Raw genomic sequence first — 19,575 nt, 5'->3', positions numbered from 1 at the left:
ATGAAGCGTGTTCTTCTGTCTTCTGTTCTCCTGCTCGCCGCCTGCGGGACGGGTGAGGCGGCTTCCGGTGGTGAGGTCCCTGTCGTCATCGGCTACCAGTCGAAGACCATCAACACGGTCACCGCGGGCACGTTGTTGCGGGACAAGGGATTCTTCGAGCAGCGGCTGGCGGAGCTCGGCAAGAAGACCGGCAAGACGTACAAGGTGACGTGGCAGGACTACGACACCGGCGCGCCGATCACCGCGCAGATGATCGCCGGGAAGATCGACATCGGGTCGATGGGCGACTACCCGTTGCTGATCAACGGCTCGCGGACGCAGAAGCAGGGCGACGAGGGCACCCGGATGGTCGCGGTGACCGGGTACAACGCCCGCGGTGCGCTGAACATGGTCGTGGTGCCGCCCAGTTCTCCCGCTCGCACGCTGGCGGACCTGAGTGGGCAGAAGGTGTCCGCGAGCGTGGGTTCGGCCGGGCACGGGACGCTGGTGCGGGCGCTGGGCGAGACCAAGGTGACGGTGGAGAACCAGCAGCCGTCGGTGGGCGCGTCGGCGCTGCAGTCCGGGAACGTCCAGGCGCTGGCCCAGTTCGTGGCGTGGCCCGGGCAGCTGGTGTTCGCCAAGCAGGCCAAGCTCCTCTACGACGGCGCGGCGTTGAACCTGCCGACGTTGCACGGGACCGTTGTGCGCAATCCCTTCGCACAGCAACAGCCCGAGGTGTTGCGGGAGTTCCTGCGGGCACAGCTCGACGCGACGAAGTTCCTGCACGCCAAGCCTCTGGAAGCGGCGGAGATCGTGGCTCGGGCGACCACCCTGCCGGTCGAGGTCGTCTACCTCTACAACGGGCCGAACGGCATCGCGACGTTCGACCTGTCGCTGAAGTCGGTGCTGCGCAAGGCGTTGAAGGAGGACGTGCCGTTCCTCAAGTCGATCGGCAACATCGACGAGCTGGACGTGGACAGGTTCATCGACGACAAGCCGTTGAAGGACGTCACCGAGTCGAGCGAGGACCTGGCGAACCCGGCGTCGCTCGGCGGTGACGCTCGGGTCGCGAGCGAGGCGTGGTTCGACGGGGCTGCCCCGGAAGCCGTGGCGTCACCGACGGCGTTGCTGAAGCTGGTCAACGCCAGCGGCAAGAAGCTGCGGGCCGGGTACGTGCCGGACGCCGAGACGGGCACGCGCTGGTTCGCGGACCACGCGTTCTGGGTGCAGTCGGGTGCTGATCTGCTGCCGTTCACGACCGAGGCCGCGGCTTCGAAGCGCGGTCAGGTGCTGACGTTCCAGCAGGCCCTCGCCCTGGCGGGTAAGTGATGCGCTGGGCGTTGAGGATCGGGTCGCTGGCCGCCGGCCTGCTGCTGTGGCAGCTGCTGACGGCCTCCGACACGCGGGTGTGGCTGCGGTTCGACCAGCTGCCGACCGTCGTCGAGGTGGCGGAACGGTTCGTGGCGCAGATCGGGGGCGTGGAGTACTACCGCGATCTGGGCAACAGCCTGGCCCGGATCATGACCGGATTCCTGCTGGCCGCGGTGCTGGGCATCGCGCTGGGCGTGGTGATCGCGCGGTCCACCGTGCTGGGAGACCTGCTGCGGCCACCGCTCGAGGTGGTCCGGCCGATCCCGGCGATCGCGCTGGTGCCGATCGCGATCCTGCTGTTCCCGACCGACGAGCAGGGCATCGTCTTCATCACGTTCATCGCGGCGTTCTTCCCGATCCTGGTGTCGACCCGGCACGCCGTGCGCGCGCTGCCGACGATCTGGGAGGACGCGGTCCGCACGATGGGCGGCTCGCGCTGGCAGGTGCTGTTCCGGGTGGTGCTGCCGGGCACCCTGCCCGGCGTCTTCGGCGGCCTGTCCGTCGGCATGGGCGTGGCGTGGATCTGCGTGATCTCCGCGGAGATGATCTCCGGCCAGTTCGGTGTCGGCTACCGCACCTGGCAGGCCTACACGGTCGTCGACTACCCCAGCGTGATCGTCGGCATGGTCACGATCGGCCTGCTCGGTTACCTCACGTCCGCCGCGGTGGAACTGCTCGGCCGCCGGGTCACCCGCTGGTTGCCCAGGGAGGCTTCGCGATGACCTTGACCGTGCGTTCGCTGACCGTCGGCTACGGGCGATCGGCCGTGCTGTCGGACTTCTCGCTCTCGGTGTCCGCCGGCGAGTTCGTGGTGGTGGCCGGGCCTTCCGGCTGCGGCAAGTCGACGCTGCTGCGCGCCGTCGCCGGTCTGATCCCCTTCGAGGGCTCGATCTCGGTGGGCGGTTCGGCGGTGCGCGGCCCCTCTCGCGATCGGGCCCTGGTGTTCCAGGACGACGGGCTGCTGCCGTGGCGCACCGCCCTGCGCAACGTCGAGCTTCCCCTGGTGCTGCAAGGGGTTCCGCGATCCGCCCGGCGCTCGCGAGCGCTGGAGTGGCTGGAGCGCGTGGGGTTGCGGGGCTTCGAGGGCTACCTGCCGCGCGAGCTCTCCGGCGGCATGCGCCAACGCGTGCAGCTGGCGCGGACGCTGGCCCAGCAGCCGTCCGTGGTGCTGATGGACGAGCCGTTCGGCGCGCTGGACGCCCAGACGCGCTCGACGATGCAGGACCTGGTGACCGAGGTGCTGTCCGGCACCACGACGTTGTTCGTCACGCACGACGTGGACGAGGCCGTGTTGCTGGGCGACCGCGTGGTCGTGCTCGGCGCGGGCGAGGTCGAACGTGAGCGCGACGCGATCCTGGCGGCGGTGAGGGCATGACCATCGAGCTTTCGTGCGATGTGCTGGTGATCGGTGGCGGCACGGCGGGATCGATGGCCGCGATCACCGCGGCCGAGGCCGGCCGGGACGTCCTGTTGCTGGAGAAGGCCCACGTCCGGCACTCCGGTGCGCTGGCGATGGGCATGGACGGCGTGAACAACGCCGTGATCCCCGGCAAAGCACGCCCGGAGGACTACGTCGCCGAGATCACCCGTGCCAACGACGGCATCGTCAACCAGCGCACGATCATGCAGACCGCCACGCGTGGTTTCGAGATGGTGCAACGACTTGAGCGCTACGGCGTGAAGTTCGAGAAGGACTCGTTCGGCGAGTACCACGTGCGGCAGGTGCACCGGTCCGGTTCGTACGTGCTGCCGATGCCGGAAGGCAAGGACGTCAAGAAGGTCCTGTACCGGGTGATGCGTGAACGTCGTCTGCGCGAACGCCTGCGCATCGAGAACCGCGTGATGCCGGTGCGGGTGCTGGTGTCCGGCGGGCGTGCCGTCGGTGCGGCCGGGTTCAACACGCGGACCGGTGAGTTCGTGACGGTGTCGGCCGGTGCTGTCGTGCTGGCCACCGGCGCTTCCGGTCGCCTCGGACTGCCTGCTTCCGGCTACCTGTACGGCACCTACGAGAACCCGACCAACGCCGGTGACGGGTACTCGATGGCGTACCACGCCGGGGCCGAGCTGTCCGGGATCGAGTGCTTCCAGATCAACCCGTTGATCAAGGACTACAACGGGCCCGCCTGCGCGTACGTCGGGAATCCCTTCGGCGCGTACCAGGTGAACTCGCTGGGCGAACGGTTCGTCGACTGCGACTACTGGTCCGGGCAGATGATGGCCGAGGTCGCCGCCGAGATCGCTTCGGAGCGCGGGCCGATCTACCTGAAGACCACGCACCTGCCCGAAGAGTCGATCTCGGCGCTGGAGGGGATTCTGCACTCCACCGAACGGCCCTCGCGCGGGACGTTCCACAGTGGACGCGGCCGGGACTACCGGACGCACGACATCGAGATGCACATCTCGGAGATCGGGCTGTGCGGCGGGCATTCCGCTTCCGGCGTGTGGGTGGACGAGAACGGTCTCACGACCGTGCCAGGGTTGTACGCGGCCGGCGACCTCGCCTGCGTGCCGCACAACTACATGATCGGCGCGTTCGTGTTCGGGGACCTGGCCGGTGCGCACGCCTCGGCTCACCTGGAGAAGCCTTCGGGCCTTCCCGCGGAACAGGTCGCGGAAGCGCACGAGTTGATCTACCGGCACTCGCGGTATCCGGACGGGCCGCCGCAGCCGCAGGTCGAGTACAAGCTGCGCCGGTTCGTGAACGACTACGTGGCGCCGCCCAAGTCCGAGACGAAGTTGTCGCTGGCGCTGGAGGCCTTCACCCGGATGTCGGCCGAGATCGCGGTGATGGGGGCGCGGTCGCCGCACGAGCTGATGCGGTGCGTGGAGGTCTCGTTCATCCGCGACTGCGCGGAGATGGCGGCTGCCTCGTCGTTGATGCGCGACGAGTCCCGGTGGGGGCTCTACCACTCGCGGGTCGACCTGCCCGAACGCGATGACTCGCGGTGGTTCCACCACCTGAACCTGCGCAAGAACGCCGACGGCGAGATGGAGTTCATCAAGCGACCGGTCGCCGAGTACCTGGTGCCGGTCGACGGGGTCACGCACCGGGCGGGTTCCGTCGAGTACCTCGGCGTGCGGTCGGTCGCCGTGGCCGCCGATGTCGCCGATGCCGTTGCCGACGACGCGGTGGTCGAGTCGCCGCGGGTGCTGGAGGTGCTGGCGCTGGTCGACTCGCAGCCCGGTCTGGAGATGCTCGAGCCGTACCTCGTGGACCCGGATCCGCTGGTGCGCCGGGCGGCGGTGTCGGTGCTGACCGAGGCCGTGCCAGGCGGGTTCGAGTTCGCGCTGGTCAGGGCCATGGCCGACGTCGAGACCAGGGAGGTGGCGGCGGCCGGGCTGCGCGAGCTGGTCGAGGTGGTGCCGGCTTCTGCCCCGTTGCGGGAGGCGTTGGAACTCTCGCCGGCGCGGGCGGTGGCCTTGGAGGTGCTGTGGGCCTTGAAGCTCGGGACGGCGGAGGTCTACGCGGCCGGGCTGGCTGCCGACTCGGTCGAGGTGCGGCTGGCCGCGGTGCGGGGGTTGGTTGCGCTGCGTGAGGACGAGCTGCTGGCGGCGGCGGCATCGGATGCTTCGCGCGAGGTGCGGGTGCAGGTGGCCCGGGGGATCGTGGACGTAGCGACACTGACCACGCTTTCGGGTGATTCTGATCTGCTCGTTCGGGCGGCTGCGCTGGAGGCCGCTGAGCGGGTCGGGTTCCCGGGCGTGTTGCACGAGCGGGCTGTCGAGCTGGTGGGGGATTCGGCCTGGGAGGTCCGGGTCGGGGTGGCTCGGGCGTTGAGCGAACCCGGACGCGTCGTCGAATTGCTGGGTGACCCCAACCTCGACGTGCGGAAGGCGGCGGTTCGAGCGTTGGCTCGGTGGGCCGACGATCCCGGGGTGACCCTCGCCCTGAAGCGGGCGCTGGACGACACCGACGCGGATGTCCGTGCCTACGCCCGGCGAGCCCTGTCCTGAACTTCGCTGGCCTGCAAGTTCAGGCGCTGCGGGACGAGATCGGCTTGGTGACCTCGTCCTGGCGAGGAGCCGGCATCAGGCGCGGCGGGATGTCCAGGCCGGCCACGCGGACCTGGTTGCGGCCGTTCTCCTTGGCCTTGTAGAGGGCGGCGTCGGCCGAGTGCTGGGCCGTGGCCATGTCCGGGCCGTTGTCGGGAATGACCGCGACGCCGATCGAGGCGGAGATCGCCTGCAGCGCCTCGCCGTCGGGCTCCGGGGGCTGGATCTCGCGGCCGTACAGGGTGACCACGTTGCGGTGCTTGTCGGTGGTGGGGACGGCCAGTGAGCCGATGGCCTCGCGGATGCGTTCGGCGATGGTCACGCCCTGGGCCACCGGGGTGTCCTTCAGCGCCACGACGAATTCCTCGCCACCGTCGCGGCCCGCGACGTCGCCGGGGCGGAGCTTCTCGCGCAGGATGCGGCCCACCTCGGCCAGGACGGCGTTGCCCGCGGGGTGGCCCCAGGTGTCGTTGATGCGCTTGAAGTGGTCCAGGTCGATCACCAGGACGGTCATCGGCTCGCCGTCGAGGCGGCAGCGTTCGGCCAGGCGGCCTGCGTATTCAGCCAGGCCGTTCGTGTTGAGGAGGCCTGTCCGGTAGTCGGTGTGCGCGTCGGCGGCCAGGCGCTGCTGGAGCTGTTCCTGTTCGCGCAGCAGGCGTTCGAGGTGGGAGCGGCGTTCCGCGGTGCGGTAGAGCAGGGCGTTCACCAGGATCACCGGGACCACCAGCAGCAGCGGTCCCACCCAGTGCGACGTCATGAGCATGCCGAGCATGGCGCCGGCGCCGAGGGTGCTCATCTCCAGCATGTTGTCGACCTTCGAACCGACGAAGTCGAAGATCTTCGAGTGCGGCATGCCGATCTTGAAGGCCACGGCGACGGTCATGACCTGCACGAGCCAGTACAGGACCGCGGTGACCGCGAGCACCAGTACCAGCAGCAGGTCGGTCGGGATGTTTCCGGCGGCCACCAGCGAGACACCCGTCAGGTGGACGACGGCCCACGAAAGGAGGGTGGAGGCGAGCATCGAGGCGGTGCCGAAGACGAAGCGGTACGGCTGACGGCGGGCGATCGGGTAGATCAGGATGCGCATCCAGATCGTGGCGATGACGGCCAGGCCGCCGGGCAGCGCCACGGCGGCGGCGAAGGTCCAGACAGAGGTCAGGTCGATGTGGGGACCGGAGGCGTCGTTGCGGCGGGCTTCTTCGGCGCGGCGGACGACCGTCAGGTGCACGGTGATGGCGGCGATGAGCGCACCGAAACGCTGCCAGTCGGACGAGGTGAGTGGCGCCAGCATCGTGAGCAGCCAGATGGAGGCAGCGACCACCACCGCTTCGAGCACGAAAAAGTACGCGATCTTACCAGGATGCTCGGTCCAAATGTCCCAGTTGCGAATCGGAGTCAAGCCGAGTACCCGCGATCGCCTGCGATCAGTCAAACTGTTCTTCACCACGACCCCCTACGCTCATGGCACTTCATGAGCAAAGCCGCTGCTGACCCGGTCGTAGACCACCGCGCTGCTCGTCGCAACGAGGAGGTGCCTCATGCGCAACCGTGACTACTGAACGCCGCCTCTCCTCAGGACCATCATTGCCGCCTCTGCTCGGGATATCGCTATTGGTGACCATTCTGTTTCAGATTGCCACTGCCTTCGTCTCAGCGCGTCCCCGCGCCCGACGCCAGGCGATCGTCGCCTGCGCCGCGAGCAGCAGCCCGATACCTCCCGCACCCGCGATCGTCGCCGTCACGGATCCGATCGAATGGGAGACGACGCCCGCCAGCGCCATTCCTCCGCCCTGGCTCGAGCGCAGCGCTGCACGCCCAATGCCATAAGCACGTCCCCGGTACTCGTCGGGTAGCAGCCTCATCCACGCCGCACGTGCAGGTGTGTGATAAGCCCCTCCCATACCGGCAATGACCAACAATGTGATCGTCCACGTCAGGTTCGGGTTGAACGCGAACATGATCAACGGCGCGAGAGACAAGATCGCCAACGGTCCGATCAGTCGTTCTCGCTTCGCCGGATCTCGGATGAACCTGAACAGCAGGGCCACACCCAGCACGTTCGCCGCGGGCTCGATCGCGAGGATCAGGCCCACCGCCCACACCGCGTTCAGGCTGGCCGCGAGTGGTACCGCCAGTCCTTCCGGGACCATCGCGAGGCCTGCGAGCAACCGGACGCCCAGCAACGTCCTCAATCGAGGCTCGGTCACCATCAGCGTCAGCGCGCCGCGCGGCTCGTCTTCCTTCTTCTTGCGGCCGAGGGGATCCGCGGCCGGACGGTGCTTGACGGACACCTGCACCAAGATCGCGAGCAGCACGAACGTCGCCGCGTTGATCCCCAATGCCACGCCGGGATCTGTGTGCGCGACGAGGAAGCCCGCCGCCGCCAGTCCGGCCATCTGTGCGATGTCGACGGACGTGCCGAAAAGCGCCACGCCGTCGCTGTAGCGATTCGCCGGCAGTACGTGAGGCAGGCTCGCCTCTTGTGCCGCGAGATACGGCGTGGAGATCATCAGCACCACTACGAGCAGGACGATCATGGCCCAGAGAGGCATGCCCGGAATGGCCATCACGGCCATGAGCACAGCCTGCAACCAAGCCGTGGTCACCATTACCGTGCGTCGCGGGAACCGGTCGGCGACCCAGCCGAGCAACGGGCCCGAAATCAGCGGTGGGAAGAGCGTCATCGACCACGTGAGCGCGGTCCAGGCAGCGGAATGTGTTCGTTCGAATACGAGCAGTGACAATGCGACGGCCGCGAGCTGATCGCCGGCGGTCGATACGGTCGAGCCGATCCACATGGCGCGGAACTCGCGCAAACGGATGAGCTCGCGGAGGGCGCCGCGGGACGTCATGCCGTACCTCGGCGACCGGCGCCTCGCGCGCGGCGAATCAGCACGTCCTGATTCGCTCTACGCCGAGTCACGTCGCCCCCGCCGGTGGTAATCAATTTCTATCGACAATCACGGTAGAAGCTGCCTGACCGTTCAACGTCTGTCCTACCACAGTGTGTACCTAAACGGAGCAGACCAGTTACCTAAAGTAGTTACAATAGCGAAACGTGAGGCTGATCTTCTTCACAGTTGACCTCGTGTTCGCCTGATTGGACCCCAAATGGTCACGTTGCGTGTCAATGGGTGCCAATCGGGTGTCACCCGCTGAGCCAACCGGTGCAACCTGCTCCGACTCCTGCCTGTCCGAACCGGACAATGGGGCGTGGAACGACGGTACCCGCGCTCGGGAGTGCCGCGGAATAAGCCACGCCGTTTGTCATCGCGGGCACTCGCAACTGCTTGGCAAGAGCGGTCACCAACGTTTCCTGCCTGCGGTTCCTGGTCGGATCCGCAGGCAGGAAAACGATCATTAACGTCGGTGAATTGGCGCGGTTGGCGTCGCGAACCGGCCGATAACGTCAGACCGGTCGGTCAGCCCTTGGCAGCGATCCGGCGACGTCGCGCGACCTCGGCCAGCACCACGCCGGCCGCCACGGAGGCGTTCAGCGACTCGACGCCGGGGGCCATCGGGATCGACACGGTCTGGTCGCAGGTCTCCTTGACCAGACGTCCGAGACCACGGCCTTCCGAGCCCACCACGACGATCAGCGGACCGGTCGCGAGCTCCAGACCGTCGATGTCCACGTCACCGTCCGCGTCGAGGCCCACGATCATCAGACCGGCCTCTGCCCAGTCGCGCAGCGTGCGGGTCAGGTTCGTGGCCATCGCGATCGGCAGCTTGGCCGCCGTGCCCGCGCTGGTCCGCCACGCCACGGCCGTCATCGACGCACTGCGCCGTTGCGGCAGCACGACGCCGTGCGCACCGAACGCGGCGGCAGAGCGCACGACGGCACCGAGGTTGCGCGGGTCCGTCACGCCGTCCAATGCCACCAAGAGCGGCGTGTCACCGGCGCGCTGCGCCAGCTTCAGCAGCTCGTCCGGCGTGGCGTACTCGTACGGCGGCACCTGCAGGCCGAGGCCCTGGTGCATCGCGCCACCGGTGATCCGGTCGAGCTCGCCACGAGCCACCTCCAGCACGGAGATGCCCCGGTCGGCGGCCAGGCGCACGGCCTCGGCGACGCGGTCGTCCGCGTCGATGCCCAGTGCCACGTACAACGCCGTCGCGGGAGTGCCCGCGCGCAGACACTCCACGACCGGGTTGCGCCCGGCCACGGTCTCGGCGAAGTTCTTGTCGCTCTTCTGCCTGCGCTGGGTCTTGACCGCCTCGGTCTTCGCCGCCACCTTGGCGCGCTTGTACGCGGGGTGGTTCGGGCGTTCGTTCGCCTTGGGGGTCGGGCCCTTGCCCTGCAGGCCCTTGGACTTCTGCCCGCCGGAGCCGACGACCGCGCCCTTCTTGGAGCCCGGATTGCGCATCGCGCCCTTGCGCTTGGAGTTGCCAGCCACGGAAGTCAGTCGTCCTTCAAAGTCCACTGCGGACCGTCGGGGGTGTCCTCGACGGCGATGCCCGCCTCGAGCAGTGAGTCGCGCAACGCGTCTGCACGCGCGAAGTCCCTGCTCTTGCGGGCTTCAAGGCGCTCGACGAGCAGCCGATCCACCAGGGTGGTCAACGCCTGCCGCATGCCGAGGTCGGCAGACGACTGGTCGTTCCACTTCGGCGACAACGGGTCGACGCCGAGGATGTCGGCCATCCGGCGAACGCACTCGGCGGCCGCACGGGCTGCCTCGTGGTCGCCGTCGGCGAGTGCCGTGTTGCCCTGGCGCACCTTGTTGTGCAGTGCCGCCACGGCTTGGGGCGTGTTCAGGTCGTTGTCCATCGCAACGACGAAGTCCGGGCACATGTCGCCGCGCAGGTCGATCGGGCCGACCCGTTCGGCGACGCGCCGCAGGAACGACTCGATGCGTCCGTAGGACGTCACCGCCTCCTGCAACGCTTCCTCGGAGTACTCGATGTGCGAGCGGTAGTGCGGCGCCACCAGGTAGTACCGCAGCTCCTGCGCGCGGACCACTTCGAGCATCGCCGGGATGGAGACGGTGTTGCCGAGCGACTTGGCCATCTTCTCGCCGGCCATCGTCACCCAGTAGTTGTGCATCCAGTAGTTCGCGAAGCCGTCACCGGCCGCGCGTGACTGGGCCTGCTCGTTCTCGTGGTGCGGGAAGATCAGGTCGAGCCCGCCGCCGTGGATGTCGAACGTGCCACCGAGGTACGTCGTGGCCATCGCCGAGCACTCCAGGTGCCAGCCGGGCCTGCCGTTGCCCCACGGCGTCGGCCAGGACGGCTCGCCGGCCTTGGCGGCCTTCCACAGCGTGAAGTCGCGCGGGTCGCGCTTGCCGCGCGTCGCGGTCTCGCCCTGCTGCTGGTCTTCGAGCCTGCGGCCGGACAGCGCGCCGTACTCGGGGAACGAGCGCACGTCGAAGTAGACGTCGCCGTCCACGTCGTACGCGTGGCCCTTGTCGATCAGCCGCTGCATCAGCTCGACCATCTGCGTCACGTGCCCGGTGGCGCGCGGCGCGTACGACGGCGGCAGGCAGCCAAGCACGTCATAGGCGTCCTCGAAGGCGCGCTCGTGCTTGTACGCCCACTCCCACCACGGCTTGTCGTGCTCCGCGGCCTTGGAGAGGATCTTGTCGTCGATGTCCGTGACGTTGCGGACCAGCGTCACCTCGGCGCCGTCGCGCGCGAGCCACCGACGCAGCACGTCGAAGTTCAGGCCGCTGCGGACGTGCCCGATGTGCGGGATGCCCTGCACGGTCGCCCCACACACGTAGATCGACGCCGTTCCGTTGACCTGCGGGTGGAACTCCCGCATGGACCGGCTCGCCGTGTCGTAGATGTGGAGGCTCACACGGGAATGGTACGGGCGACTTCCAAAAGAGCATCGGGCCGGTCACTGGTCGGAACCGGATTGACGAGCTGGAACGAGCAGCCGATGGCCTCGGCTCCGCCGTCGGCCTCTTCGCTGTCACCGATCATCACCGCGTTCGCCGGATCGACGCCCAGCCGTTCGCACGCCGTGGTGAAGATCTTCGGGTCCGGCTTGATGACGCCTTCCTCGTAAGAGAGGACGAACTCGTCCACGAGGTGCGTCAGTCCGTGGAGCTCGAACACGCCCCGGATGTCCCAGCCGATGTTGCTGACGACTGCGACGGGCACGTCCTTCAGGTGTTCCAGTGCCGCCCTGGTGTCCGGGTAGGGCTGCCACGACTCGGGCTCGATCAGCTGGTCGTAGAGCGCCTCGGCGTTCGGCACGAGCGCGTCGTTCAGGACCTTCACGTGCACCCAGCGGTGGATGTCCGGGTCGAGGTCGCGGCGGTGCCACGCGTCGATCAGTTCGGGATCCATGCCGTCGGCGATACCGACCGGGGCGGTGAGCGCACGCATCAGGTCCGCGTTGGACGCCAGCTCGGGGTGCTCGAGCCGGAAGAGCGTGCCGGAGAAGTCGAAGAGAGCGGCGCGGGTCGTCACGCCGCCGACTCTACGTGGCAGAACGTCAGATGGTCTGGACCTTTGTGAGCTCGGCCTCCACCTGGGCGGGGTCGTAGGAGATGGTCAGCCGCAGGTCGCCGGCGCCTCGGGTGGCCGCGACCGCGAACTGCTCCACGAAGTCGTCGATCTGCTTCAACGGCTGGTCGGCGAGCTGGGCGGTGGCCTCGTAGAGCGCGCGGTGGCGGTCCGGCGTCGCGGTGCCGCGCAGCTCGGCGGCCCAGTCGAGCAGGCTCTCGTACGCCTTGACGAACTGCGTGGCCAGGTGCCGGATCTTCTCGGCGTCGCCGCGGCGTCCCGCCGGGCCGAACGCCCACTGCTGCTTGCCGGCCGAGAGCAGGTCCGCGATGCCGTTGACGATGTCGTCGAACGAGCGGGTGCGTGCCTTGAAGTAGTCGAGGGCCTCGGTGTCCGTGGTGAACGTGCGCGACTTCGGGGCGTAGGCCATCTGGTGGCTGAGCTTCTTCTCGGTGAGCTTGCTCAGGTTCATCGCCACGGTGTCGGAGAACAGCTGGTACTCCCAGCCCGGCTCCGGCGGCCCGACCGCGACGCCCACCTTCCTGGCGATCATCTCGGCCAGCTCGCGCGGGGTGCGGTTGCGCAGGTCGATGAAGCCGGTGCCGACGCGGAGAGCCGGGAGCTGGGTGTCGTCGAACCGCGCGGGCAACACGTACTCGGTGTCGGAGACCATCGCGCGGTCGAACGCGGACTGCCGTTCGTGCTTGGTCCACATCTTCCTGGCGTAGTGCTCCGAAACGAACATCACGCAGAACCGCGAGTCCTGGCGGTAGATCTGGTCGAGGTGCTCGACCAGGTTCTTGCCCCAGAGATCGGCCTGTTCGTCGGTGTCGTAGAAGCGGGAGACGCCCAGCTCGGTGAGGTGGCGGGCCACCTCGTCGACGTAGGGGCGGTCTTCACCGGCGAACGAGAGACATACGTCGTACTTGGGCACCAGGAGGATGTTAGTGGCGGGAACCACAGCGCCTTGCCCGCAGTTGTGCAGAGCATGGGCGTGGGGTTCTTGTTCGCGATGTCGTTACCGGCGCTGGTCGTGCTGCTGATCGCGCTGGCGTTCGTCGAACGGTTCGTCCGCGGACGTGGCAGCGGGGCGCCGATCGCCGCGGTCGGGTTCGAGGAGCTGGGCGCCAACTTCGAGGGCGCCAAGCGCGATGAGCTGGAACACCGCAAGGAGGAACGGCAGCGGCGCGACGAGGAGGGGGACGGCGCGCCGCCGCGAAGCCGGGTGGACCTGGATGGCGGCACGGCCGTCCTGAAGTTGCCGTCCTGAAGCTGCCGGACTAGAGGTTGCCGGTGGTCTTGGCGACCTTCACGCGGACGATGACTCGCACGTTGTCCGTGCCGACGTCGCCCGGGTAGTCCTTGCCGATGTACTTGTGCGACAGCTCGTTGATGAGGTCGGCCCCGCCCTCGGTCGTCAGCGACGCGGCGCCGCGGAACTCCGTGTACTGGTACGGGTTGTCCTTGTCGATGACCGTGATGCTCACCCGCGAGTCGCGCGTCAGGTGCTTTTCCTTCGCGCGGCCGACGACGGTGGAGAACAACACGTCATCGCCATCACGCTTGATCCACACGACCGACGTCTGCGGGCTGCCGTCCTTGCTCAGCGTCGCGACGGTGGCGTAGTTCGCGCTGTCTAGGAGGTTGCGCTGGGGTTCTGAAAGGGTGGCCATGCGATCAGCAACGCCGTGGCGATGGCTGCGATTCCCTCGTTTCGCCCCGTGAGACCGAGCCCGTCCGTGGTGGTGCCCGCCACCGACACCGGGCCGCCGACGGCCTCGGAGAGCGTCTTCTGGGCCTCTTCGCGCCGCTTGCCGATGCGGGGCTCGTTGCCGATCACCTGCACTGTGGCGTTTCCCACACGGAAGCCGGCCTCCTCGATCAGGCGGCGAACCTCCGTGAGCAGCACCACTCCGTGAGCGCCTGACCAGCGCGGATCGGACGTGCCGAAGACCGCGCCCAGGTCGCCGAGGCCCGCTGCGGAGAGCAGTGCGTCACACAGCGCGTGCGAGGCGACGTCGCCGTCCGAGTGGCCGGCGCAACCGTCCACGCCCTCCCACAGGAGACCGGCGATCCAGCACTCGCGACCTGCCTCGATCGGGTGGACGTCGATGCCCTGGCCGATCCTCACGCTTGGCCTCCAGCGAACAGTGCCTCCGCGACCGCGAGGTCGAACGGGGTGGTGATCTTCATGGCGTGCGGATGTCCGGGAACTGTGTGGACCTTGCCGCCGTTTTTCTCTACGAGACCCGCGTCGTCAGTCGCGGCAATACCGGAGCAATAGGCGGCTTTGAGAGTCTCGGCTCGAAAACCCTGCGGGGTCTGCACGACCCGCAATCCGGCCCGGTCAGGTGTGGAGACGACTACTCCGACCTCGTCCACCTGCTTGATCGTGTCGGCCACCGGAAGCACCGGGATGACGGCGTCGTGACCGCTGCGCACCGCGGCTACGACACCGGCGATGACCTCGGGAGGAGTGAAGGCGCGGGCAGCGTCGTGCACCAGCACGATCGACGTGTCCGGAATCACGCGAAGCGCGTGTTCGAGGGCGAGGCGCACCGAGTCCGTGCGCTCGGCACCCCCTGAAAGCACGTGCACCGCCCCGCCGGCCGGGGCCAGCGAGGCGGTTGCGGTGTGCACCAGGTCCACATCGGACGGTGGAGCTGCGATGACGACGTGCTGGACCTGGCCTGAGGCGAACAGACCCTGAACGGCACGCGTCAGGAGCGGTACTCCGTTGACGGGCACGAGCGCCTTGGGCATCCCGTAGCCCAGACGCTCACCACGCCCTGCCGCGGGCACGAGCGCGACAACACTCATGTTCGCGGCTTTGTCCGATGCTCTGATTTGTTGTGAAAACTACGAGGCTGTGGCGAGAACTTCGTCGAGGAGAACCTCGGCCTTGTCCTCGTCGGTGCCCTCGGCCAGCGCCAGCTCACTGACCAGTATCTGCCGCGCCTTCGCCAGCATCCGCTTCTCTCCGGCGGACAAACCGCGATCCTTCTCGCGCCGCCAGAGGTCGCGCACCACTTCCGCAACCTTGTTCACGTCGCCGGAGGCGAGCTTCTCAAGGTTGGCCTTGTACCGCCGAGACCAGTTGGTCGGCTCCTCGGTGTGGGGAGCACGCAAGACCTCGAAAACCTTGTCGAGACCCTCCTGGCCGACAACGTCACGCACGCCTACGATCTCGGCGTTGTCAGCGGGAACCCGAACGGTGAGGTCGCCCTGCGCCACCTTGAGAACGAGGTACTTCTTCTCCTCGCCCTTGATAACGCGGGTCTCGATTGCTTCGATGAGAGCGGCACCGTGGTGCGGGTAGACGACGGTCTCTCCGACCTTGAAAACCATGTGTCCTCTGCCCCTTTCGCTTCCTCCATACTAACACGTCCGGCAACCCTGCTGACGCCGGTCGATGATCCGTTAGTGCTGGTCAGGGCCATGCGGGGGGTTGACAAACCACCTGTTTGCGTGCAACGTACGGCTCCAAGAAGATCGATTGGCACCACGTGCCGCCCTCGATCAGGCTCCCGGTTAGGCTCCTTGCCTGGTGGTTGTTCCCTAGGAAGGACGCTGGAGCCGTGAACTCAGGAGTGTCTCGCCGGTTGATCGTGACGGCAGCGCTGGCCGCGGGCCTCGGCCTGGTGGCGGTCGGCTGCAGCGCCGGTCAGGTCACCCAGACCGACACCCAGGTCGCCGCCGTCGACGGTGCGAGCGGCAACGCGGGCCCGATCGCGGTGCGCAACGTCATGCTGGCCTTCCCGTCGGACGGCAACCGGTACCACGAGGGCGAGGACGTGCCGCTCACGTTCGTCCTCGCGAACACCGGCCCGAACCCGGACAAGCTGCTGTCGATCAAGTCCGACGCCGCTGAGGGCGAGGCCGAGGTCGTGGGCGGCAAGGACATCCCGTCGCGCTACGCGCTGCAGGCCGAGTACGACGCCTCGCACGCGCCGACGAAGACCTCCTCGCCGTCGTCTTCCTCGCACGCCCCGTCTGCTTCGCACGCACCCTCGTCGTCGGGCGCGCCTTCGTCGTCGGTCAAGCCGACGTCCGGTGCCCCCTCGTCGAACCCGTCGTCGAACCCGTCCTCGGTTTCGCCGTCCTCCGGGTCGGTGTCGCCGTCGTCCGGTGCGCCGTCCGGTTCGGTCTCGCCGTCGTCGGGCCAGCCGTCCGGGTCGTCCTCGGTGAAGCCGACCTCGTCGTCGGCTCCGGTGCCCGCCGACCTCGAGGTGCTGAAGGTCCGCTGCACGCTGAAGAAGCTGAGCCGTGACGTGGTGGCCGCGCAGACGGTCAAGATCACGTTCCTGTTCGAGAAGGCCGGGTCGCTCACCCTCGAGGTGCCGATCGCGCCGTCCGACCACAAGCGGGTCAGCGAGGGCCACGGGACCGCCGGTCACTGAGTCGCTCCCAGCACGCACGAACGCCGCTCCCGGGCTTGCGGGGGCGGCGTTTCGCGTTGCTCAGGCGGCCTTGAGCATCGGGCGGAACCGGTCGCGGTACGCCCACGCCAGGCCGATCTCGGCGGCGACCACGAGCAGCGCCGTCACCATGCCGCTGGGCTCCAGGAACACGTGGAACAGGAAGATGTTCACGACGACCGGTGCCAGCAGGGCCAGCGCCAGCGGCACGAAGCGGCCGGCGATCAGCAACAGGCCCGCGACCAGCTGCGTCGCCGAGGTCAGCTCCAGCATGTAGCCGGTCTGGTAGAGCGCGGCGCTGAAGTCCACCCCGGCCTTGGCCATCGTGCTCGGGTCCGGTGCGGGCATGAACATCAGGAAGCCGTTCAGACCGGTCGTGGCGAACAGCAGGCCGGTCAGCAGGCGGGTGACGACGGTGGCGTAGCGGCCGAGGGCGATCTTGCGGGGCTGGGTCGCGGTGGTCACTGGTGTCCTCCAGGGCTGTGGTGTCCTTCCACTCCTGCGTCGAACGGGCGCCACGCCGGATCGACAAGGCCGCGAGAATTTTTTGTCGGGGGTCTGCTCTAACGTTCGATCCGTGGCGAAGACAGCGCGGCCGATCTTCCGGTGTGCCGAGTGCGGGCACGAGGTGGGCAAGTGGCTCGGCCGCTGCCCCGAGTGCCAGGCCTGGGGCAGCATCGAGGAACGTGGCACCGCACCGGCGGCCCGCGTGCTGGCGGGCGCGCCCACGTCGGCGGCGCGGCCGATCGGCGAGGTCGACATCGAGTCGGCGCGCGCCCTGTCGACCGGGGTGAGCGAGTTCGACCGGGTGCTGGGCGGCGGGCTGGTGCCGGGTGCCGTGGTGCTGCTGGCCGGTGAGCCCGGTGTGGGCAAGTCGACGTTGCTGCTGGAGGCCGCGCACCGGTGGGCCGAGGTCCACGGACGCTGCCTCTACGTCACGGGTGAGGAGTCCGCTGGGCAGGTGCGGCTGCGCGCGGAACGCACCGGCAACCTGCACGCCGAGATGTACCTGGCCGCCGAGAGCGAGCTCAGCGCGTTGCTCGGGCAGGTCGACCAGGTGAAGCCGTCGATGCTGATCGTCGACTCCATCCAGACCATGTCGACGGTGAGCGTCGACGGCGTGCCGGGCGGCGTCACCCAGGTGCGGACCGTCGCGTCCGGACTCATCGCGATGGCCAAGGAACGCGGCCTGCCGGTCGTACTGGTCGGCCACGTCACGAAGGACGGATCCGTTGCGGGGCCCAGGGTTCTGGAACACCTCGTCGACGTGGTGCTGCAGTTCGAAGGCGATCGCCACTCGAGTCTGCGGCTGCTGCGCGGCATCAAGAACCGCTACGGCGCGGCCGACGAGGTGGGCTGCTTCGAGCTGCGCGACGACGGCATCGTGGGCGTGCCGGACCCGTCCGGCTTGTTCCTGACGCGCCGGGAGAAGGCCGTCGAGGGCACCTGCGTCACGGTGATCGTCGAGGGCAAGCGGCCGATGCTCGGCGAGGTCCAGGCGCTGGTCGCCAAGACGAACCTGCCCGCGCCGCGGCGTGCCGTGAGCGGGCTCGACAGCGCGCGCATCTCGATGGCGCTGGCGGTGCTGGAGAAGCGCGGCAAGGTCAACCTGTTCCAGAAGGACGTCTTCACCGCGACCGTCGGCGGCATGCGCCTCACGGAGCCGGCCGCAGACCTCGCCGTGGTCCTGGCGGTGGCCTCCGCCGAACGCGAGATCGCCCTGCCCGCCGACCTGGTGGTGCTGGGCGAGGTGGGGCTCGCCGGCGAGATCCGGCGGGTCAACGGCGTCGGCAAGCGGCTCACCGAGGCCGCGCGGCTGGGGTTCAAGAAGGCCCTCGTGCCGCCGGACCACGGCCCGTTGCCGGAGGGAGTGCGCGCGCTCGTGGCCAACGACCTGGTGTCGGCGTTGGACGTGCTGGGGCTGAACCGGCGGCTGCGTGCCGTGAAGGACGAGGACGAGTGAGCACAGCGCTCCACAGCGCGAATCGCGACCGTGATCGAATAGGTGCGTGTGGGGGAGACACGACAGCGAGATAGGTGAGCTGTTGCGGTGCGCCGCCGGGTTGGTGCCGGCCGAGGTGCAGAGCGAGGACGTCCTCGACCACCTCGACCACGAGGAGTGGGAGCTGGTCCTCGACCTGCTGGGGGAGTTCGGCGGCAACACCTGGCAGACACCGCGCTTCTGGGCGCTGCTGGCCGAAGCGGCGATCCAGATGGACCTCGACCACGCCTGGTTCCAGTGGCGGTGCGTGGAGTCGATCCAGGGCCTGCTGCGGGTTGAACTGGTGCTGGCGCACGATGCGGAACCGTTGCCCGCCAGGGGACAGCGGCCGACGTGGGACCTCACGGGGAACGACCGCCGGCTGGCGGCCCTGTGGATCGAGACCAAGCCCGTGCTGGGGCCGGGGGAACGCGCGACGGCACGGCTGAGGCCGTTCGTGCCGCCGGCGTGGGCACATCTGGGCAGGGGTGACGTGATCACCCTGCTGGGCGGCTCCGCGGGTAAGGCGAAGATCATCGAGAAGGTGCCGGCCCGTCCGTGACGGCAACAGCAGGGGACGAACGCAGCTTCGAAGGGGGCTGATGATCAACTTTCATCAGTTGCGGGCGTGGCGGGCTGACGGCGTCGAGGAACGCGAGATCACGCGTCGGCTGGCGGTGAGCGACATGTCGACGGACGACATCCTCAACGCGTGGAGCCTCGCGTTCGAGGTGTCGCTGGACGCGGCGAACGCGGCGATGCAAAAGGGGTACGAGGCGACTGTCCAGTACGACCTCATGCGCGGCCTCGAGCGGCTCTCGGATGGTGAGCTGGACGAGGTCGGGGACCTGCTGAGGCTCGCCGCGGCAGAGGTGCCGTCGCATGCGCGCAGCGGTGCCGGGCTGTCGGTCGCCGAGGTGCTGGAGCAGATCGACCGCGAGGAGTGGTGGCTCGCGCTGGACGTGCTCGGCGAGTTCGAGGGCGTCACCTGGCAGACCCACCGGTACTGGGATCTGCTGGCCGAAGTGGCGCTGCAGATCGAAGTCGAACCCTCCTGGTACCTCTGGCGGCGTGGCGAGGCAGTGCACGGCCTCATCAGGGCTGAGCTGACGCTCGACCCGGCCGCGGAAGCCGTGCCCGCGCAAGGGACGCGGCCGGTGTGGCAGCACAGCGATGGCGAGCGGAGGGTGGCCGCGATGTGGGTCGAGCAGAAGCAGGCGCTGGCACCCGGCGCTCAGGCCACGGCGCGGTTGCGGCCGTTCCTGCCGGACGCGTGGAACCACCTGACCCCAGGCGACCAGATCGTCTTCCAGCAGTACGGCGAGCCGATGGGTACGGCGAAAATCATCGAGAAGGTGCCGCCGCGCCCCTGAGGACCGC

20 protein-coding genes are annotated in these 19,575 nt (G+C 68.4%); 9 read left to right on the top strand and 11 right to left on the bottom strand.

The window, feature by feature from the left end; translation table 11 throughout:
• From ACIA8G_RS40930 to ACIA8G_RS40915, 4 genes are read left to right on the top strand one after another with little or no spacing between them, the layout of a single operon-like run.
• Entirely contained in the window at positions 1 to 1,308 is a 1,308-nt protein-coding gene (locus tag ACIA8G_RS40930; protein ID WP_396424182.1) for an ABC transporter substrate-binding protein, read from the top strand.
• Positions 1,308 to 2,072 carry an ABC transporter permease gene (locus tag ACIA8G_RS40925; protein ID WP_396424181.1) on the top strand — a complete coding sequence of 255 codons (765 nt, stop codon included), beginning with the start codon at positions 1,308 to 1,310 and terminating at the stop codon, positions 2,070 to 2,072. Before ACIA8G_RS40930 ends, ACIA8G_RS40925 begins: the two co-directional genes overlap by 1 nt.
• The gene (locus ACIA8G_RS40920) at positions 2,069 to 2,725 is read left to right on the top strand and encodes an ABC transporter ATP-binding protein (RefSeq protein ID WP_396424180.1); all 657 of its coding nucleotides are present in this window, start codon (positions 2,069 to 2,071) and stop codon (positions 2,723 to 2,725) included. The genes ACIA8G_RS40925 and ACIA8G_RS40920 overlap by 4 nt, the downstream gene beginning before the upstream one ends.
• Positions 2,722 to 5,304: a fumarate reductase/succinate dehydrogenase flavoprotein subunit gene (locus ACIA8G_RS40915; RefSeq protein WP_396424179.1), complete on the top strand. Its 2,583-nt coding sequence runs from the start codon at positions 2,722 to 2,724 to the stop codon at positions 5,302 to 5,304. Before ACIA8G_RS40920 ends, ACIA8G_RS40915 begins: the two co-directional genes overlap by 4 nt.
• Before the next feature lie 19 nt (positions 5,305 to 5,323).
• Here the strand turns inward: ACIA8G_RS40915 and ACIA8G_RS40910 are convergent, their stop codons facing one another.
• The 6 genes from ACIA8G_RS40910 to ACIA8G_RS40885 form a co-directional block, all read right to left on the bottom strand.
• On the bottom strand, positions 5,324 to 6,682 hold the full coding sequence (locus tag ACIA8G_RS40910) for a GGDEF domain-containing protein (RefSeq protein WP_396424178.1): 1,359 nt from the start codon (positions 6,680 to 6,682) through the stop codon (positions 5,324 to 5,326).
• A 292-nt stretch (positions 6,683 to 6,974) separates the two neighbouring features.
• Positions 6,975 to 8,198, bottom strand: coding sequence for an MFS transporter (locus ACIA8G_RS40905; protein WP_396424177.1), 1,224 nt, complete (start codon positions 8,196 to 8,198; stop codon positions 6,975 to 6,977).
• Positions 8,199 to 8,768: 570 nt separating this feature from the next.
• Complete coding sequence (rlmB, locus tag ACIA8G_RS40900) at positions 8,769 to 9,740, bottom strand: 23S rRNA (guanosine(2251)-2'-O)-methyltransferase RlmB (protein WP_396424176.1); 972 nt, start codon at positions 9,738 to 9,740, stop codon at positions 8,769 to 8,771.
• A gap of 5 nt (positions 9,741 to 9,745) precedes the next feature.
• The gene (gene cysS / locus ACIA8G_RS40895) at positions 9,746 to 11,140 is read right to left on the bottom strand and encodes a cysteine--tRNA ligase (protein WP_396424175.1); all 1,395 of its coding nucleotides are present in this window, start codon (positions 11,138 to 11,140) and stop codon (positions 9,746 to 9,748) included.
• Entirely contained in the window at positions 11,137 to 11,760 is a 624-nt protein-coding gene (locus tag ACIA8G_RS40890; RefSeq protein WP_396424174.1) for an HAD family hydrolase, read from the bottom strand. Before ACIA8G_RS40890 ends, cysS begins: the two co-directional genes overlap by 4 nt.
• 25 nt (positions 11,761 to 11,785) lie before the next feature.
• The gene (locus tag ACIA8G_RS40885; protein WP_396424173.1) at positions 11,786 to 12,730 is read right to left on the bottom strand and encodes a toll/interleukin-1 receptor domain-containing protein; all 945 of its coding nucleotides are present in this window, start codon (positions 12,728 to 12,730) and stop codon (positions 11,786 to 11,788) included.
• 54 nt (positions 12,731 to 12,784) lie between these two features.
• Here ACIA8G_RS40885 and ACIA8G_RS40880 point away from each other — a divergent pair, with 54 nt between their 5' ends.
• The gene (locus tag ACIA8G_RS40880; RefSeq protein WP_396424172.1) at positions 12,785 to 13,066 is read left to right on the top strand and encodes a DUF6191 domain-containing protein; all 282 of its coding nucleotides are present in this window, start codon (positions 12,785 to 12,787) and stop codon (positions 13,064 to 13,066) included.
• A gap of 10 nt (positions 13,067 to 13,076) precedes the next feature.
• Here the strand turns inward: ACIA8G_RS40880 and ACIA8G_RS40875 are convergent, their stop codons facing one another.
• From ACIA8G_RS40875 to ACIA8G_RS40860, 4 genes are read right to left on the bottom strand one after another with little or no spacing between them, the layout of a single operon-like run.
• Positions 13,077 to 13,469: a PPOX class F420-dependent oxidoreductase gene (locus tag ACIA8G_RS40875; protein ID WP_396424171.1), complete on the bottom strand. Its 393-nt coding sequence runs from the start codon at positions 13,467 to 13,469 to the stop codon at positions 13,077 to 13,079.
• The gene (gene ispF / locus ACIA8G_RS40870; RefSeq protein WP_396424170.1) at positions 13,433 to 13,927 is read right to left on the bottom strand and encodes a 2-C-methyl-D-erythritol 2,4-cyclodiphosphate synthase; all 495 of its coding nucleotides are present in this window, start codon (positions 13,925 to 13,927) and stop codon (positions 13,433 to 13,435) included. Before ispF ends, ACIA8G_RS40875 begins: the two co-directional genes overlap by 37 nt.
• Entirely contained in the window at positions 13,924 to 14,616 is a 693-nt protein-coding gene (ispD, locus tag ACIA8G_RS40865; protein WP_396424169.1) for a 2-C-methyl-D-erythritol 4-phosphate cytidylyltransferase, read from the bottom strand. Before ispD ends, ispF begins: the two co-directional genes overlap by 4 nt.
• Before the next feature lie 39 nt (positions 14,617 to 14,655).
• Positions 14,656 to 15,144 carry a CarD family transcriptional regulator gene (locus tag ACIA8G_RS40860; RefSeq protein ID WP_012782996.1) on the bottom strand — a complete coding sequence of 163 codons (489 nt, stop codon included), beginning with the start codon at positions 15,142 to 15,144 and terminating at the stop codon, positions 14,656 to 14,658.
• A 230-nt stretch (positions 15,145 to 15,374) separates the two neighbouring features.
• Between ACIA8G_RS40860 and ACIA8G_RS40855 the strand changes: the two genes are divergently transcribed.
• On the top strand, positions 15,375 to 16,196 hold the full coding sequence (locus ACIA8G_RS40855) for a hypothetical protein (RefSeq protein WP_396424168.1): 822 nt from the start codon (positions 15,375 to 15,377) through the stop codon (positions 16,194 to 16,196).
• A gap of 60 nt (positions 16,197 to 16,256) precedes the next feature.
• Here ACIA8G_RS40855 and ACIA8G_RS40850 read toward each other — a convergent pair whose 3' ends face one another.
• Complete coding sequence (locus ACIA8G_RS40850; protein ID WP_396424167.1) at positions 16,257 to 16,679, bottom strand: hypothetical protein; 423 nt, start codon at positions 16,677 to 16,679, stop codon at positions 16,257 to 16,259.
• 112 nt (positions 16,680 to 16,791) lie between these two features.
• Here ACIA8G_RS40850 and radA point away from each other — a divergent pair, with 112 nt between their 5' ends.
• From radA to ACIA8G_RS40835, 3 genes are read left to right on the top strand one after another with little or no spacing between them, the layout of a single operon-like run.
• Positions 16,792 to 18,177: a DNA repair protein RadA gene (gene radA, locus ACIA8G_RS40845; RefSeq protein ID WP_396424166.1), complete on the top strand. Its 1,386-nt coding sequence runs from the start codon at positions 16,792 to 16,794 to the stop codon at positions 18,175 to 18,177.
• A 46-nt stretch (positions 18,178 to 18,223) separates the two neighbouring features.
• Positions 18,224 to 18,757 carry a hypothetical protein gene (locus ACIA8G_RS40840; RefSeq protein ID WP_396424165.1) on the top strand — a complete coding sequence of 178 codons (534 nt, stop codon included), beginning with the start codon at positions 18,224 to 18,226 and terminating at the stop codon, positions 18,755 to 18,757.
• A 40-nt stretch (positions 18,758 to 18,797) separates the two neighbouring features.
• Entirely contained in the window at positions 18,798 to 19,568 is a 771-nt protein-coding gene (locus ACIA8G_RS40835; protein WP_396424164.1) for a hypothetical protein, read from the top strand.
• Positions 19,569 to 19,575 lie beyond the last annotated feature (7 nt).

The sequence above is a fragment of the Lentzea sp. NPDC051213 genome, from assembly GCF_044455585.1.
In the GTDB taxonomy this organism is placed as follows: domain Bacteria; phylum Actinomycetota; class Actinomycetes; order Mycobacteriales; family Pseudonocardiaceae; genus Lentzea.
The sequence above is the reverse complement of the archived record's forward strand: the minus strand, read 5'-3'. Positions and strand labels throughout refer to the sequence as shown.